Source organism: Protofrankia sp. CiT1 (assembly GCF_917627335.1).
In the GTDB taxonomy this organism is placed as follows: domain Bacteria; phylum Actinomycetota; class Actinomycetes; order Frankiales; family Frankiaceae; genus Protofrankia.
On sequence record NZ_CAKJTP010000051.1, the window covers coordinates 12,625 to 28,627 of the forward strand.

10 protein-coding genes and 2 riboswitches are annotated in these 16,003 nt (G+C 70.1%); of the genes, 6 read left to right on the plus strand and 4 right to left on the minus strand.

All coding sequences use genetic code 11. The annotated features are described in order from the left end of the window. The 4 genes from MJ785_RS10820 to MJ785_RS10835 form a co-directional block, all read left to right on the plus strand. Positions 1–1,332: PP2C family protein-serine/threonine phosphatase (locus MJ785_RS10820; protein WP_239380646.1), on the plus strand; the 1,332-nt coding region annotated here is incomplete at its 5' end. A 230-nt stretch (positions 1,333–1,562) separates the two neighbouring features. Next, positions 1,563–1,973, plus strand: coding sequence for an ATP-binding protein (locus MJ785_RS10825; RefSeq protein WP_239312389.1), 411 nt, complete (start codon positions 1,563–1,565; stop codon positions 1,971–1,973). Positions 1,974–2,120: 147 nt separating this feature from the next. Beyond that, positions 2,121–3,500 (plus strand): cystathionine beta-synthase, encoded by a 1,380-nt coding sequence (locus MJ785_RS10830; protein ID WP_239312387.1) that lies wholly within the window; start codon positions 2,121–2,123, stop codon positions 3,498–3,500. Further along, a complete protein-coding gene (locus tag MJ785_RS10835) occupies positions 3,497–4,711 on the plus strand; it encodes a cystathionine gamma-synthase (protein WP_239380647.1) in 1,215 nt (404 codons plus the stop codon). Before MJ785_RS10830 ends, MJ785_RS10835 begins: the two co-directional genes overlap by 4 nt. 38 nt (positions 4,712–4,749) lie before the next feature. On the opposite strand, the gene MJ785_RS10840 is transcribed toward MJ785_RS10835, so the two are convergent. From MJ785_RS10840 to MJ785_RS10850, 3 genes are all read right to left on the minus strand, one after another. Further along, complete coding sequence (locus MJ785_RS10840) at positions 4,750–5,517, minus strand: hypothetical protein (RefSeq protein WP_239345523.1); 768 nt, start codon at positions 5,515–5,517, stop codon at positions 4,750–4,752. 3 nt (positions 5,518–5,520) lie between these two features. Continuing rightward, positions 5,521–6,528 (minus strand): DUF692 family multinuclear iron-containing protein, encoded by a 1,008-nt coding sequence (locus tag MJ785_RS10845; RefSeq protein ID WP_239380648.1) that lies wholly within the window; start codon positions 6,526–6,528, stop codon positions 5,521–5,523. Between the two features lie 326 nt (positions 6,529–6,854). Further along, positions 6,855–9,092, minus strand: a complete 2,238-nt coding sequence (locus MJ785_RS10850; protein WP_239376950.1) for an MMPL family transporter — start codon at positions 9,090–9,092, stop codon at positions 6,855–6,857. Positions 9,093–9,376: 284 nt separating this feature from the next. On the opposite strand from MJ785_RS10850, the gene MJ785_RS10855 reads away from it, so the two are divergent. Together MJ785_RS10855 and MJ785_RS10860 are read left to right on the plus strand one after the other, a co-directional pair. Then, positions 9,377–10,087: a hypothetical protein gene (locus MJ785_RS10855; RefSeq protein ID WP_239345518.1), complete on the plus strand. Its 711-nt coding sequence runs from the start codon at positions 9,377–9,379 to the stop codon at positions 10,085–10,087. Between the two features lie 416 nt (positions 10,088–10,503). After that, complete coding sequence (locus MJ785_RS10860) at positions 10,504–12,243, plus strand: serine/threonine-protein kinase (RefSeq protein ID WP_239380650.1); 1,740 nt, start codon at positions 10,504–10,506, stop codon at positions 12,241–12,243. A gap of 5 nt (positions 12,244–12,248) precedes the next feature. On the opposite strand, the gene gcvPB is transcribed toward MJ785_RS10860, so the two are convergent. Beyond that, complete coding sequence (gcvPB, locus tag MJ785_RS10865; RefSeq protein WP_255727645.1) at positions 12,249–15,314, minus strand: aminomethyl-transferring glycine dehydrogenase subunit GcvPB; 3,066 nt, start codon at positions 15,312–15,314, stop codon at positions 12,249–12,251. 372 nt (positions 15,315–15,686) lie between these two features. After that, a riboswitch (glycine riboswitch) is annotated at positions 15,687–15,802 on the minus strand. After that, positions 15,803–15,907: riboswitch (glycine riboswitch) on the minus strand. It abuts the riboswitch before it with no gap. Positions 15,908–16,003 lie beyond the last annotated feature (96 nt).

Sequence of the window (16,003 nt, forward strand, 5' to 3'; positions counted from 1 at the left end):
ATCGCCATGGTCACCCGTTGGATGGCGTTGACGCTCGGCGGCGCCAACCTGCGCCGTGCCGAGGAGCGCCGCATCGGCATGCTTTCCTTTCTCGCCGAGGCGTCGGATCTGCTCGCTGGCAGTCTCGACACCGAACGCAGCCTGGCCCTGCTCGCGCGCCTACCGGTGCCGAGACTGGCCCGCTGGTGCGCGGTGTACCTGCTGCGGGAGGACGGCGCGGTCAAGCTCGCCGCGGTCGGGCACGTTGACGAGGCCGAGGCCGCGGACCTGTCGGACTGGGCCGGCGACCCGGTCGGGCCACTCGCCGCCCAGGTACGGGCGACGCTTGGCGACACGGTGCGCATCGCCACGATCAATGGCGCGCCGACGGTGATCACCGCGATGCGGGCCCGCCGCCGGGTGCTCGGCGTTGTCGCTCTCGGCCGGGCCATGGGCAACAGCTTCGCGGCCGACGAGATCGAGCTGTTCGCGGACCTCGCCCGCCGCGCGGCCTTCGCCGTCGACAACGCCCGGCTGTTCCGCCAGCAGGTGGAGGTTGCCGGCGCGCTGCAGGCCGGGCTGCTGCCACCACGGCTGCCCAGCATCGACGGGATCGAGCTCGGCTCGTCCTATCGCGCGGCCCGCGCCGGGCTGGAGGTCGGCGGTGACTTCTTCGACCTCGTCCCGAACCCGGACGGCGGATGGACGATCATCATCGGTGACGTCTGCGGCAAGGGCGCGGAGGCCGCCAACGTGACCGGGGTCGCGCGGGCCGTCCTGCGGCTGCTGGTGGGACAGCGCAACAATCTTCCCGACATCATGATGGATCTCAACCGTGCGCTGCGGGACGCCGGCCACCCGGGCCCGACCGGTCAGGGACGCTTCTGCACGCTCGCCGCGGCCGAGCTGCGGCCGCCGGGCGAGCTCACAACCGCCTGCCTGGAAGACGGCACGGCTACCAGCGCGGCAGCCCCCACGGTGACGGAACGGGTGGTCTCGATCTGCATGGCCGGGCACCCACTGCCTGTTGTCGTACGCGCGGACGGGACGGCCCTGTTCGTCGCGGAGCCGGGAACGCTGCTCGGGGTGCTCGATGACGACGACGTGGCTTTCCCCCAGGCACGGGTGGCGCTGACGGCCGGGGACGCGCTGGTCCTCTACACCGACGGGGTGGTCGAGGCCCGTCGCGGTCAGGAGCTGTTCGGCGACGAGCGGCTGCTGACGGCCGTGCGCGGCTGCGTGGGCATGTCCGCCCAGGGGATAGCCGACCAGGTGCGGGCAGCCGCCGAACGGTTCGCGGGTGGGCGGCTGCGAGACGATGTCGCGGTCGTGGTGGCCCGCATCCCGGGATAACCATCCGCGAACGATCGACGACGCCGGGACGACACGCGACTGGCGGTCAACGTTGATCAGTGACGAGAAGGGGAAATGTAGCTACGCTGCGTCATACATGACCAGCCGTCATCGACCGGTAGGCAGGGAAAGGCCCGAAAGCGCTTGGAATCGTCCACCTGCGGGTAGACGTACAGAGATAACATCGCCCAAATTTGATGATCTATCGGAACAAACGGGGGTAAACGGACATGGTGGCCCACGTGTCGTCGTTTCGGCCCTCGGCCACGCACCTGCTGGTCGAGCTTCCCCACGTATCCAGCGCGGTTCCGCAGGCCCGTCGCGTGCTGCGCGAGCAGCTCACCGCCACCAACCTGCCCGAAGATGCGGTGGGCACCGCGGAACTTCTGGTCAGCGAACTGGTCACGAACGCGGTGAAGTACGGCGAGCCACCCGTGTGGCTGCTGATCGAACTGCGGCCGGGCCTCGTGCACGCGTCCGTGTCGGATACATCCGTCCTGTTGCCGCACCGTCAGCAGGTGGACCTCGGCAGTGAGGGCGGGCGTGGCCTGCTCGTCCTGGACGCTCTCGCGGGCAGCTGGGGCGCGGTGGCGGTCGACTCCGGCAAGTATCTCTGGTTCGACCTGCCCGTCGAGCTGTGACCATGGCACGCGACCACGGCTCGTGCCATACGCTGTCCGCGCCAGCGGGCACCTTTGTGACCTCGGCGTGCACCATGCCGACAGCCGTTTGGCGAGCTACAACCCCTGTGCGGCCGGTGACTCCGGCGGTGACGGTGAGGGCGGACGATGCGTTTCCATGAGAACCTTGCCGCGGCGGTCGGCGACACCCCGCTGGTCAGGCTGAACGCGGTCACCGAGGGCATCGCCGCGCCCGTGCTCGGCAAGTTGGAGTATCTGAATCCAGGCGGCTCCGTGAAGGACCGGATAGCGCTGGCCATGGTGACCGCCGCGGAGAAAGCGGGGCAGCTCCGGCCAGGCGGGACGATCGTCGAACCGACCAGCGGAAACACCGGGGCCGGTCTGGCGGTCATTGCCGCCATCCGTGGTTACCGCTGCGTGTTCACGATGCCCGACAAGATCAGCGAAGAGAAACAGGCGGTCCTGCGCGCCTATGGCGCCCAAGTGCTGGTCTGCCCGACCGCGGTCGCCCCGGACGATCCCCGCTCCTACTACTCGGTCGCGCGCCGGATGGTCGCGCAGACCCCCGGCGCCTGGAGCCCGGACCAGTACTCCAACCCCCACAACCCGGCCGCGCACCACGCCACCACCGGTCCGGAGATCTGGGCGGCAACGGACGGGCGCATCACCCACTTCGTCGCCGGGATCGGTACCGGCGGGACGATCAGCGGAACCGGCGGGTACCTCAAGGAAGTCAGCTCCGGGCGGGTGCAGGTGGTGGGCGCGGACCCGGAAGGGTCGGTGTACTCCGGCGGCAGCGGCCGCCCGTACCTGGTCGAGGGGGTCGGCGAGGACATCTGGCCGGCGACCTACGACAGGGCGGTGGTCGACCGGGTGGAGGCGGTCAGCGACCGTGACTCGTTCCTGATGACCAGGGAGCTGGCCCGTCGTGAGGGCATCCTGGCCGGTGGTTCGTGCGGGCTCGCGGTCGTCGCCGCGCTGCGGGTCGCCCGGAAGCTGGACGCCGGTGATTGCGTCGTGGTGCTGCTGCCGGACTCCGGCCGGGGGTACCTGTCGAAGGTGTTCAACGATGAGTGGATGTATGACTTCGGCTTTCTCGACCGGCCGTCGGACGAGCCGACCGTCGCCGAGGTGCTGGTCCGCAAGGCGTCCGACGCCAGCGGACCACCTGACCTGGTGCACGTACACCCTGATGAGACCGTAGGCGCGGCCATCTCCTACCTGCGCGAGTACAACGTGTCCCAGCTGCCGGTGGTCAGGCAGGAACCGCCGTTGCGCTCGGCCGAGGTAGCCGGCGCCGTCATCGAACGGGAGCTGCTCGACGCCGTGTTCGCCGACCGCTCCGCCGTCGACGCCCCGGTCGCCGACCACATGTCACCCCCGCTGCCCACGGTCGGTGCCGGCGAGCCGCTGTCGGTGCTGGTCACCATCCTGGGCGCCACCGCCGCCGCGCTCGTCCTCGAGGACGGCAACCCGGTCGGCATCCTCACCCGGTCTGACCTGCTCAGCTTCCTGGCGGCCGGATGAGCCGCCCGGACCGCCCAGATGCCCCGCGTGCCCCGGGCGGACAGGCTCCGGGCGGCTGGACCGGCGCGGGGTTCGAGACGGCCGCGATCCACGCGGGTCAGGATCCGGACGCGGCCACCGGCGCGGTAGTCGTTCCCATCCACCCGGCTTCGACGTTCGCGCAGGATGCCGTCGGCGTCCCGCGTGGGGCGTACGAGTACGCCCGGTCGGGTAACCCGACCCGGGCCGCGCTGGAGACCTGCCTGGCCGCGTTGGAAACAGGCTCGGTGGGCCTCGCGTTCGCCTCGGGGCTGGCCGCGGAGGACGCGCTGCTGCGCACCGTCTGCCGACCGGGCGACCACGTGGTCATCCCGGCGGATGCCTACGGCGGCACCTACCGGCTGTTCGCGAAGGTGTTCGCCGAGTGGGGCGTGGAGTACACGCCCGTGCCGCTCGGCGACCCGGATGCCGTGCGGGCGGCCCTGCGCCCGGGTCGAACGCGACTGCTGTGGTGCGAGACCCCCACGAACCCGCTGCTCAGCGTCGCGGACATCGCGGTGCTCGCCAACCTGATCCATGCTGTCGGCGGCCTGCTCGCGGTCGACAACACCTTCGCCACCCCGTACCTCCAGCAGCCGCTGGCGCTCGGCGCCGACGTGTCGGTCCACTCGACCACGAAGTACCTCGGCGGGCACAGCGACGTGGTCGGTGGTGCCGTGGTCGTCGCCGATCCGGCGCTGGGCGAACGGCTGCGGTTCACCCAGAACGCCACCGGCGCGGTGGCCGGGCCGTTCGACGCCTGGCTGGTGCTGCGCGGGGCGAAGACCCTCGCGGTCCGGATGGACCGGCACTGCGCGAACGCCCGCCACATCGCCGCGTGGCTGGCGGCGCATCCGGCGGTGGCCACCGTGTACTACCCGGGCCTGCCGGATGATCGTGGGCACAAGGTGGCGGCCGGCCAGATGCGCGACTTCGGCGGGATGGTCTCGTTCGCCCCGCGCGGCGGTGCGGAGGCGGCGGTCGAGGTGTGCCGGCGGACGCGGGTGTTCACCCTCGCCGAGTCCCTCGGCGGGGTCGAGTCGCTGATCGAGCATCCCGGGCGGATGACGCACGCCTCGGCCGCGGGCTCGCCGCTGGAGGTGCCCGCGGACCTCGTCCGCCTCTCGGTCGGCATCGAGTCCATTGGAGATCTTGTCGACGACCTCGCCCAAGCTCTCGCCGCCGTCACCTGACATCGGCCGGCTGGCCGATGATCAGACCGCCCCGCCCGTTACCGCAGAACACCGGCTCGGGCCGCGTTGATGACCACCCGAAGCTGGTCGGCGTCCGCGGGAACCTCGGCCTCGCCGTCCCAGGACCAGCGCAGCGCGGTGACGTCCTCGCCCCGGAGGTAGATCCGCCGGCCCTCGTCCCCGACATACCAGGTGATGGCGGCGACCTGGGTCGGATGCGGGGTGAGCAGCGTGACGGCCTCGTTCCAGGGCACCTCGGCACAGCGCCGCCGCAGCTGGTCCACGGCATTGTCATGGTCGAACGCGCACTCGCCGACCCAGGCTCCGGCGGCCAGCCGCATGGTGCCGGGGCCTCGGTCGATACCAACCCGCTCGGTACCGAGACGGTGCAGGGCGAGCTCGAACCGGAACGCCTCGCGCACCCACTCCTCCCGGTTGCCGCACATCCACGTGTCCCGCAGATAGGCGGCGAAGGCGAGTACGGACAGCTCCGGCGCGGGAAAGTAGCTTCCCGGTAACGACCCACGGCGCTGCCACTGCTGGCTGCCCAGGAAGGCCTGCATCCCGGGTGTGCCCTCGGCCGCGTAGAAGGCGAAGAAGGTCACCGGGAAGGCGTCGAGCAGGTCGGGGCCGATCCGTCCACGCCGGCGGCACACGTCCCGGACGAACCCGCCGGAGCGGACGCACGCCCCGAGCAGGTCCGCTTCGTCCGCGGGCAGCGCCGCGAGGATGCCCGGGTGCCGTCCAGCCGGGGCGTACAGCGCCTCCCAGGTGGCTTCCATCAACCGCGGGTAGTCAACCGACATCGTTCAGCAGGCTCCCGAAGTGGCGTCCCAGGACGGCCCGGCTGGCTCCCCGGGCAGCCAGCCGGGCAGCCAGCGGGGCAGTGCCGACGCCAGCTGGCAGATCGTGTGCACCAGCTCCGCCCGGGGCATCAGCTCACACTCGGCCATGAGCGCACGCAGGTTCCTCGCCCTCGGCACCAGCCGCGCGGCCAGCTCCCAGACCCCCGGCGAGACCGGGACGGTGTGGAAGTCCTCGAAAACCCGTTCCCCGCCCGGCAGTATTCGTTCGACCAGGCCGGCAAGGCGAATTTCGACGACCCGCTCCCAGCAGAAACTGTCGTCCGCCGGTTGCTCGAGCGGACGGCCCTGCTGGCGGCGCAGCCCGTAGAGGTGACCGACGTCGATTGTGACCAGAGCACCGCTCCGCTCGACGATATCGGCCAGCAACTCGAGGATATCGGCGTTGCCCACGACGAACGGGTAGGGCGCATTCCCGATCGCAATCGGCCGGTCAATCACATCCTGGGCCTGGCGAACCCGTGACACGCACCAGTCGACGGCTTCGGGTACCAGCGGCATCGGCAGCAGATTATTGATCAGCGCTTCACCGCCGCGCACCCACATCGCCAGATCCGTGGTCACCCACGCGACGTCCAGCTCGTGCGCACGCCGGCGCAGCGCCCGCAGGACGGAGGTGTCCAGCGGCTCCGTACCGGCGAGGTCGAGGTCCATGGGATGCAGGGTCAGCGCCAGCCCCCGGCCACCGAGCAGCTCCCGCGCATACTCGGCGAGGTCGGCCTGATCGGACAGAATCCCCAGGCTGTAGTAGCGGACGGGGGCGGCCGACCCGGCGGCGACCACGGCCGCGAGCCTCGCCGCCACGTCGTCGGCCACCATCGCGGCAAGATCTAACTCAGTGCTGGCCTCACAGCTGAACTCGACGCCCCGCGGCGCGGATCCGCCCCCCAGCGCCCGTGCCACCGCATCATCGGCGGGGGTGTCGCGGGCGGGGGTGTCGCGCAGGATCGCCATCGGGGCCTCCACATCGGAACGGCGTCCCCCTCGGAACGGCGTCGCCCACATCGCTGCCACCCGCGGGCACAGTTACAGTCCAGACGAACTCGAATGGATTGAGGCTAAGACCCCATACACGGTCATGACAAGACCCGTGACGGTGTCTCAAAGGAATTCGCCGAACGCCGGGAACAGCCGGGTGAAAAAGGACTGCCAGTAATCTTTTTCCATTCGTTCCGCTGTTTGCCCGGCTGCTGTCTGCCCGGCCAGAACCCTCGATATCACGGTTCCGCCCGCGCTCCCGGCGCGCCCAGGACGGCTACCGGTCCCAGGACGGCTACCGGCTATGGTGCGGCGGATGAGGCCGGAGCTGCCGGCGGGACCGGCGTCTCGGCCAGGCCGATCCGGGCGTGCAGGGCTCGCAGCGGCCTGGGTGCCCACCAGTTGGCGTTGCCGGCCAACCGCATGAACGCCGGGACCAGCACCCCGCGGATCACGGTGGCGTCCAGGACGATCGCCAGCGCCGTGCCGATGCCGAGCATCTGCAGAAAGGTGACCGACGAGGTCGCAAAAGCCACAAAGGTCACCGCGAGCAGGGCCGCGGCAGTGGTCACAATCCGTCCGGTGCGGGCAAGACCGGTCGCGACAGCCTCGGCGTTGTCGACCCCGCGATCGTGCTCCTCCTTGATGCGCGAGAGCAGGAACACCTCGTAGTCCATGGACAGGCCAAAGGCGGTGCAGAACAGCAGCACCGGCATGGACGTGTCCAGCGGCCCCGGAAGGAAGCCGAGCGCCCCGGCGAGATGGCCGTCCTGGAAGATCCAGACGGCGGCTCCGAGCACGGCGGTCAGCGACAGCACGTTGAGCACCAACGCCTTGATCGGCAGCACCACGCTTCCGGTGAACAAGAAGAGCAGCACAAATGTGGCGAGCGCGATCAGCCCGATGGCCAGCGGCAGCCGGTCCGCGATCGTCTGCTTGCCGTCGACGAGTACGGCCGACCGGCCGCCGACGAGCACCGACGTCCCCGCGGGCACGGCGGCTGCCCGGACGGCCCTGGCAATGTCCTGCCCTGCGCCGGAGGCGGGGTCGACCGCGGGGACCACCTCAAGGTAGGTGCGGGCGCCGACGGCGAACCGAGCGTCGGCGGGGCCAGCTGGCGCTGCCTGCCGGCCCGCGGCAAAGGTGCCGACCGCGCTGTTCACGCTGGCCACGTTCGGCAAGGCGGAAAGTTGACCTGCGTAGGTGGCCAACGCAGACCCGGCGGGGCTGGTTGAGCCCCCACCCGCCACGCCGCCCGCCACGCCGGTCACGACGACGATCGTGGCCTCGGCGACGTCCGAGGAGAAGTCGGCCCGGATGATGTCACCGACCTGCCTGCTGGACGCGGTGTCACGCAGCACCCGGTCATCCGGCCTGCCGAACGATACATGCAGGAAGGGGCTCCCGAGCGCGACAAGCAGTGCGATGACGGGTACGCCGACGATCACCGGCCGGCGCATGACCGCGGCGGCGATGGCGCGCCAGACCCGCGATTCGGCCGCCTGCCCCGAGCCGGACCGTGCCCGACCGACCCTGAACGCATTGACCCGCGGGCCGAGCAGCATGAGCATCGCGGGCACGACCACGATCGCGCTCAGCACCGAGAAAACCGTAACCGCGATGCCGGTGTAGGCCATCGACTTGAGGAAGAAGGGCGGGAACACCAGCATCACGGCGAGGGCCACGGCAACGGTGGCGCCGCTGAACAGGATGGTCCGGCCGGCCGTGCGCATGGTGGTCGCAACGGCATCGGCACGTTCCGACCCCGCCGCGAGCTCTTCCCGGAACCGGCTCACCATCAGCAGGGTGTAGTCGATGCCGAGGCCCAGCCCCATAGCTGTGGTGAGGTTGACCGAAAAGATCGAGACATCGGTGACGCTACCAAGGACGAAAAGGATGGCAAACCCGCCGAAGATGCCGACCACGCCGACGACCAGCGGCAGCAGCGCGGCGACGGCGCTACCGAAGGCCAGGACCAGCAGCACCATCGTGATCGGGATGGCCACCGACTCAGCCACGGCGAGGTCCTTCGTGACCTGGCTGTTGATGTCCTTGTCGACGGTCGCCAAACCGCCGGGAACAACGGAAACCGGACCGCCGCCGGCCGCGGCCTTCTCGTAGCCGGTCACAAGATCCTTGGCGCGGTCCTTGTTGACGACCAGGGCCACAACGAGCGCATGTCGGCCGTCCTTCGACCGTAACGCAGTGTCTCCGCCGTCCCAGTAGGAGATCACCCGATCTACGCCCTGCTCAGCGCCGAGCTCACGGGCGACCTCCCTGCCGGCGGTTGTCACCGCAGGGTCGTCTACCGTTCCCGACCTGGCCGTGACGAGGAGGAGCAGGTTGGGTCTGCCACCGAAGTATCTGTTCACCGCCTGTGCCGCCCGGGTGGACTCCGACCGCGGATCGTCGAATCCCCCGGTCAGCAACTTCCCGAACGCCCCGGCACCGACCACCGCCATAGCGGCCACGACCAGCAGCGCCACCAATATGATCATCCTGGGATGGCGGGTGACAACCCGCGCGAGACGTGCGAACACCGGAGAACCCCCACAGAATTGCCATCACCGTCGAGCACAGTGTCTACATATGCCCGATTGCCGACGGTTCCGGGTCCCCGGCCGGCAGGCCCGCGAATGCCCGCGAGCTCGCGCCGGCCGATGACCACGCCCACGGTTGACTCGACGTGACGGTTTTATACCGAACGCGTACCTATCGCCAGTGACCGGCGAGAACACGGGAGCGTGACTGACGACCGAGGTGCCGTCCGTCGGAAAACTCCATCTTCCGGACAGAAGCCCACCGCGAAGGTCATCCTGACAGAGTGTCGATACACCGATGGCGGTCACGCACGGGGGCGTCAGACGAGCACGGCGGGCGCTCCGCGCTCGTGGGCGGTATTGCCCGCACAGGCATCGCCCGCACAGGCATCGCCCTCGCGGGCGCGGCTGTGCTCGTCCTGACCGGCTGCGGTACGACCGACGGCATCGGCTCGGGCCGTGCCGCGGGCACCTCGCCGAAGCCAGGCTCCGCGGCGGGCGCGGACACGACCGGGACCCTGCCGAACCTGGTCGGTAAGGGCCTCCAGTTCGCCCAGGACACCGCGCAGGCGGCTGGCTTCACCACGTTGACATCGCATGACGCGCTCGGCCGGGGCCGCGGCCAGTTCATCGACCGGGACTGGCAGATCTGCGACCAAACCCCCGCGGCAGGCAAGCATCCCGTCACCACCAAGGTCGACTTCGGCGTGGTCAAGCTCGACGAGTCCTGCCCAGCCGCGGGAACCGTGGACACCACCGTCCCGAGTATCGGCACGACCATGCCGAACCTCACCGGCCGCTCGCTGAAGGCCGTCATGCCGGCCTTCGGGCGGAACTCGAGTATCACGCTGCATGACGCCACCGGCGCACGCCGTGCGGTGGTGGTCGAGAGCAACTGGAAGATCTGCTCGACCTCCCCGGCCGCCGGTAGGCCCTACTCCCTCGGGACCCCGGCCACCCTCAACGTCGTCAAGGTCGAGGAAAGCTGCCCATGACGCCTGCCGATACGCGCGGGGCAGCCGCGCGGGGCTGGGCGGCGGCCGGCCACAAAGCAACAAGTGCCCACCGGAATACCGGCCGCCAGGTGAGACAGCGAGCGATCGGAAGTTCGCCCAGGGCCTGCCGGCACCGGATGGCGCCTTACGTCGTTGTCGTCGGCCCCGGTAGAACACCGCTACCGGGGCCTGCGCCGCCTCGCGACGCATCCGCCTGGCATCGGGCACACCCCGACGGACCTCCCAGATCAGCTTCGCCAATCCGGCCAGAACCCTGGCTTCCGGCGGCCACCGCTAGGCTGCGCAGTCTCACGTAAAGCACGCGATTGAGGACGGCACGTGCCACACAGACTGGGTGACGGCGTTACGCTGAAGACGCTGATCGGCCACGGCGCCAGGGGCGAGGTATCGCGTCGATGACGACTGGCAGCACGCCGCCGGGAACGGACCTCCCGGGCCCGGGAGGAGACCCGTCACCGCTGGCACCATCCGCCGGGGCGGAGCCTGCGTGGGATGCGGTACTCACCCCGTTGACCCCGCAGGACCCCCTTGAGATCAGCGGGTATCTGCTCCGGGCCCGGATCGGCGAGGGCGGCATGGGAGCGGTGTACCTCTCCTACACCCCTGGCGGCCGGCCGGTCGCACTCAAGATCGCCCGACCGGAGTTCGCCGCCGATCCCGCGTTCCGCCGCCGCTTCGCCACGGAGGTGGCGATCGCCCAACGGGTCCAGGGCCTGTACACCGCCCCGGTCATCGACTGTGACGCCAACGCCGCGCGGCCATGGCTGGCCACCGCTTACGTCGCCGCCCCCTCCCTCGCCGCCGTCGTCGCCCGCCAAGGCCCGCTGCCGGCGGAAACCGTCCTGGTGCTGATCGCCGGGGTCGCGGAGGCGCTGCAGTCCATCCACGCCGCCGGCGTGATCCACCGCGATCTCAAGCCGGGGAACGTCATCCTCGCCGCGGACGGCCCCCGCGTCATCGACTTCGGGATCTCGCGAGCGGTCGAGGCATCCTCCGCGGCGATCACCCAGACCGGGGTACGGATCGGCACGCCCGCGTTCATGTCCCCCGAGCAGGTGCGGGGAAAGCCCCTGGCCGCGGCCGGGGACGTCTTCTCCCTCGGCTCCACCGCCTACTACGCGATCATCGGCGAGTTACCGTTCGGCGCGGACGCCGCCGTCTTCCACCGCATCGAACACCAACAGCCCGACTGGGAGCGCTGCCCGGAGCAGGTCCGCGGGGTCCTGGAACAGTGCGTGGCGAAGGACCCGGCGGCCCGCCCCACCCCCGCGGCACTGATCGAGCTGTGCCGGGCCGCGTCCACCGACGAACGCCTGCGCATCGGCGAAGGCTGGCTACCGGCCACCGTGACCGCGGAAATCACCCGGTACAGCATCACCCCGCCATCAGCGCACCCGCCATCAGCGCACCCACCATCCCCGCCGCACCCGTACCCGCCGCAGCCGGCCCGGCCGGGGACGCCTCGGCCGGGGGTAGCACCCTCGCCATCCGCGCCGCCCGCACCAACGCCGCCCGACCGTCCACGGCGCAATAGGACACCATGGCTCATCGGCGGGCTCAGCGCGGCGGCAGCGCTCGTGGTCGCGATCGTGCTTCTCACGGCCCTGAACAACACTCCGTCGGGCCAGCCGAACCGCGGTGGAGCCGCGACCGGATCGGGGGCCGGAAACACGTCCACCGGCAGTGAAACATCCACCACCGGCTCCGGCTTATCCTCGTCGAGCACGCCTTCGGCCGGTTCACCATCGAGCGCGCCCTCCTCGCCTGACTCGCCGACGGCCATCGTGCTGGCCCAAGAGCGGCTGCGTATGACCGACTCAGGTGACGGGGTCGACGTCGACGCGCTGCCGCTGACCGTCAACTTCGGTGGCTTGGGGGGGAGCTTCTATACGTACGCGGGACGCATCAGTGGTAATAGGCTCGCGCTGTGGTCCGCTGCTGGCGTACCAACAGCGGATGGATGCGCTTCCCAGCTGCGGACCCAACCGATGTCAGCGATCGACATCCACACCGGTCTGCGGTTCTGTGCGACAGGTAGAAGTTCCCGCCGTATCGCCGCAGGCGAAGTGGTGTCGTACGGCAACGGGGTCAGCCAGATCCAGGTGACCATCTGGGACATCCAGTTCAACGGCTGACAGCCCTAACTGTGGGTGCCGGAGTCGGCCTTAGCGGTGGAGTCGGCCGGAGCCGTAGCCTTGGCGGTGGGGGGCGGCCCGGAATCCGGGTCGGCGTAGGCCGCCACCGGCGGACAGGTGCAGAGCAGGTTGCGGTCGCCATAGGCACCGTCGATACGGCGTACCGGCGGCCAGTACTTCGCGGTACGCAGCGAGGCGACCGGATAGGCCGCGACACTGCGTGGATACGGCCGCGGCCAGTCGTCGGCGACCAGCATGGACGCGGTGTGCGGGGCGTTACGCAGGGGGTTGTCGTACACCGGCCAGGTGCCCTTGCCGACCTGGTCGGCCTCCCGCCGGATCGCGATCATCGCATCGCAGAACCGGTCAATCTCGGCGAGGTCCTCGCTCTCGGTCGGCTCGACCATCAGCGTCCCGGGAACCGGGAACGACATCGTCGGCGCGTGGAAACCGTAGTCGATGAGCCGCTTGGCCACATCCTCCACGGTCACCCCGGTCCGCTTCGTCAACGGGCGCAGATCGAGGATGCACTCGTGCGCCACCAGGGCGTCCCGCCCGGCGTAGAGAATGGGAAAGGATGACGACAGGCGGTGAGCGATATGGTTGGCATTGAGGACCGCCACGGACGTGGCCTGGCGCAGGCCGTCCGCGCCCATCAGGCGGATGTACGCCCAGGGGATCATCAGGATGCCCGCCGACCCCCACGGCGCGCCGCTGACCGGCCCGATACCGGTCAGCGGGCCGGCCTCCGGCCGCATCGGATGGTTGGGCAGGTAGGGCGCGAGCCGCTCGACCACCGCCACCGGGCCGACGCCCGGGCCACCGCCACCGTGCGGGACGCAGAACGTCTTGTGCAGGTTCAGGTGGCTCACGTCCGCGCCGAACATGCCGGGCTTGGCGAGCCCCACCAGGGCGTTCAGGTTCGCGCCGTCCACGTAGACCAGGCCGCCGCAGGAGTGCACCAGGTCACATGCCCGCCCGATCCCCTCCTCGTAGACGCCGTGTGTCGACGGGTAGGTCACCATGAGCGCGGCGAGCCGCTCGGAGTGCGCGGAGGCCTTGGCGGCCAGATCGGCCAGATCGACGTTGCCGTCGGTGTCGCAGGCCACCACGACGACACGCATCCCGGCCATGGCCGCGCTGGCCGCGTTCGTCCCGTGCGCGGAGGACGGAATCAGGCAGACGTCGCGAGCCGGCACACCTGGCGGGTTGTGGTCGTGATGGTAGGCGCGGATCGCCAGCAGCCCGGCGAGCTCCCCCTGACTACCCGCGTTCGGCTGGAGCGACACGGCCGCGTACCCGGTGATGGCGGTGAGCCACTCGGTGAGGTCAGCGATCAGCTCCAGATAACCGGCGGCCTGGTCGAGCGGGGCGAACGGGTGGATGTCGGCAAAGTCCGGCCAGGTCACCGCCGCCATCTCGGTTGTCGCGTTGAGCTTCATCGTGCAGGACCCAAGCGGGATCATGCCACGGTCCAGCGCGAGGTCCTTGTCCGCGAGCTGGCGTATGTAGCGCAGCATCGCCGTTTCGGAACGGTGCTCGTTGAACACCGGATGGCTCAGATAGCCGCTGGTACGCGACAGCTCCGCCGGAATCGCCTGGTCGCCACCGCGAGCGCTGCTGGTGCTGGTGCTGGTGCTGATGCCGGTGGCAGTGGCGCCGGCAGCACCGGCGGCGCTGTCCGGCTTCGATCCGGATACGATCACACGGTCGGCTGTGGCCGCGGCGTCCGGACCCGGCATCGTGGGATTCGCGGGCAGCGGCAGCGCCGGGACACCGAACGCCGCCCACACGGCGTGTAGGTCCGCGTCCAGTGTCGTCTCGTTGCAGGAAACACCGACGTGGTCGGCGTCGACCAGCCGCAGGTTCAGCCCACCGGTGAGCGCCGCGTCGACGACCTGCGCGGCCCGCGACGGCACGAACGCGAGCACGGTGTCGAAGAAGTAGTCGTGGACGATCTGGACGCCGCCGGCGCGGAGCCCGGTGGCCAGGCGTACCGCGTGGTCGTGCACCCGTTCGGCGATCGCGGTCAGGCCGTCCGGACCGTGGTGAACGGCATACATCGACGCCACCACCGCCGGCAGCACCTGTGCCGTGCAGATGTTGCTGGTCGCCTTCTCCCGCCGGATGTGCTGCTCCCGGGTCTGTAGCGTGAGCCGGTAAGCACGATGGCCGTCCGTGTCCACCGACACACCGACCAGCCGGCCTGGCAACAAGCGCTCCAGGCCCGCCCGGACGGCGATGAAACCAGCATGCGGACCGCCGAAGCTCATGCCCATACCAAACCGCTGCGTGCTGCCGACCGCGATGTCCGCGCCGAGCTCGCCCGGTGGCGTGAGCAGGGTCAGCGCCAGCGGATCGACCGCGACCGTGACGATGATCCCGCGGTCTCGTGCCTGCTCGAGCACGGTTCGCGGATCTCGCACCGCGCCCTCGGCGCCCGGGTAGGCAAGCAGGACGCCGAACGCGGACTCGGCCAGCTGCTCGGGCAGGACGGTTGACAGGTCCGCGACCACCACGTCGATGCCGAGAGCTTCGGCGCGGGTACGGACCACCGCGATCGTCTGCGGCAGCGTGTCCTCGTCCACGATGAACCGTGGGCCGAGCCCCTTGGCAGCCCGGCGGGCGAGCTGCATGGCTTCGGCCGCGGCCGTCGACTCGTCCAGCAGCGAGGCCCCCGCGACGGCCAGGCCCGTCAGATCAGTGATCATCGTCTGGAAGTTCAGCAACGCCTCCAGCCGTCCCTGGGAGATCTCCGGCTGGTACGGCGTGTACGCGGTATACCAGGCCGGGTTCTCCAGCACGTTGCGCTGGATCACCCCGGGCAGCACCGACGGATGGTACCCAAGGCCGATCATCGATGGCACTCGGCGGTTACGGCTACCCAGCCGCCGCAGCTCCGCGAGCACCTCCGGCTCGCTCGCCGGGGGCGGCAGGTCAAGCCCGCTGTCGCGAATCACCTCCGGCACGGCAGCCGTGGTCAACGCCTCCAGGCTGGGGTAACCGAGCTCCGCCAGCATCGTTTGGCGCTGATCGGCATCCGGACCGATATGGCGGTCCACGAATGTGATCGTCTCGCCGCCGGCCGGCCCGGCCGGATTCGCGGCGGGCCGCGCCGTCCGCGCCGCTACCGGCTCGGGCAACACCGGCTCCGGTGCCAGGGAGACAGACGACGGGATGGCTGATCCCGCCACGGTGGCCGGCAGCTTGCTGAGCGTCCCATCACCGACACGCTCCGGACCGCCACGATGGCCGGTGCGGCCGCGGCCAGCACCGCCGCTGTGGTTGCCGCCGGCCGCGCCACCGGGCGTACCGCGGTCAGCGCCACGGCCCGCACCGTTACGTGCTGGGGACGGACCACCTGCGGATGAGGGAGAGTTCGTGTGCACTGTCGAAACGCTCCAGAGGTCGGGCAATCCGGCGGACCCGCCGGTCGCGGCTGGCCTCCCCCCTCTGTACATCTGCCTGAGAGTTTCACCTGCCGCGGTCGGTCCGTGGACCGGTGCGGCTGGCTTTCACCGTCGGCGGGAGGCCTGTCGGCATCCACTTTCCAGAGCTGCCTGGCCCGGCGGTCGCCTCAGCCTGAGAGTTTGTGGGGAGATCTTGCTCCTTCGGCGCCACGGGCACGGACTGGCGTGCCGTGGGCTCTCCCGCACGGGTGTGAGCGGCGTCGATATACGGTTATGTGACCATTCTGTAGTTAGAGCGACCGGCAATAGGGGATGCGGTGTCGCGGGGCTGGGGCACGCACCTCGCCGCA

What these genes read in the sequence shown, in the direction of transcription:
- MJ785_RS10825 (WP_239312389.1), top strand. Translation starts at nt 1,563, where the DNA reads ATGGTGGCCCACGTGTCGTCGTTTCGGCCCTCGGCCACGCACCTGCTG.
- MJ785_RS10830 (WP_239312387.1), top strand. Translation starts at nt 2,121, where the DNA reads ATGCGTTTCCATGAGAACCTTGCCGCGGCGGTCGGCGACACCCCGCTG.
- MJ785_RS10835 (WP_239380647.1), top strand. Translation starts at nt 3,497, where the DNA reads ATGAGCCGCCCGGACCGCCCAGATGCCCCGCGTGCCCCGGGCGGACAG.
- MJ785_RS10840 (WP_239345523.1), bottom strand. Translation starts at nt 5,517, where the DNA reads ATGTCGGTTGACTACCCGCGGTTGATGGAAGCCACCTGGGAGGCGCTG.
- MJ785_RS10845 (WP_239380648.1), bottom strand. Translation starts at nt 6,528, where the DNA reads ATGGCGATCCTGCGCGACACCCCCGCCCGCGACACCCCCGCCGATGAT.
- MJ785_RS10860 (WP_239380650.1), top strand. Translation starts at nt 10,504, where the DNA reads ATGACGACTGGCAGCACGCCGCCGGGAACGGACCTCCCGGGCCCGGGA.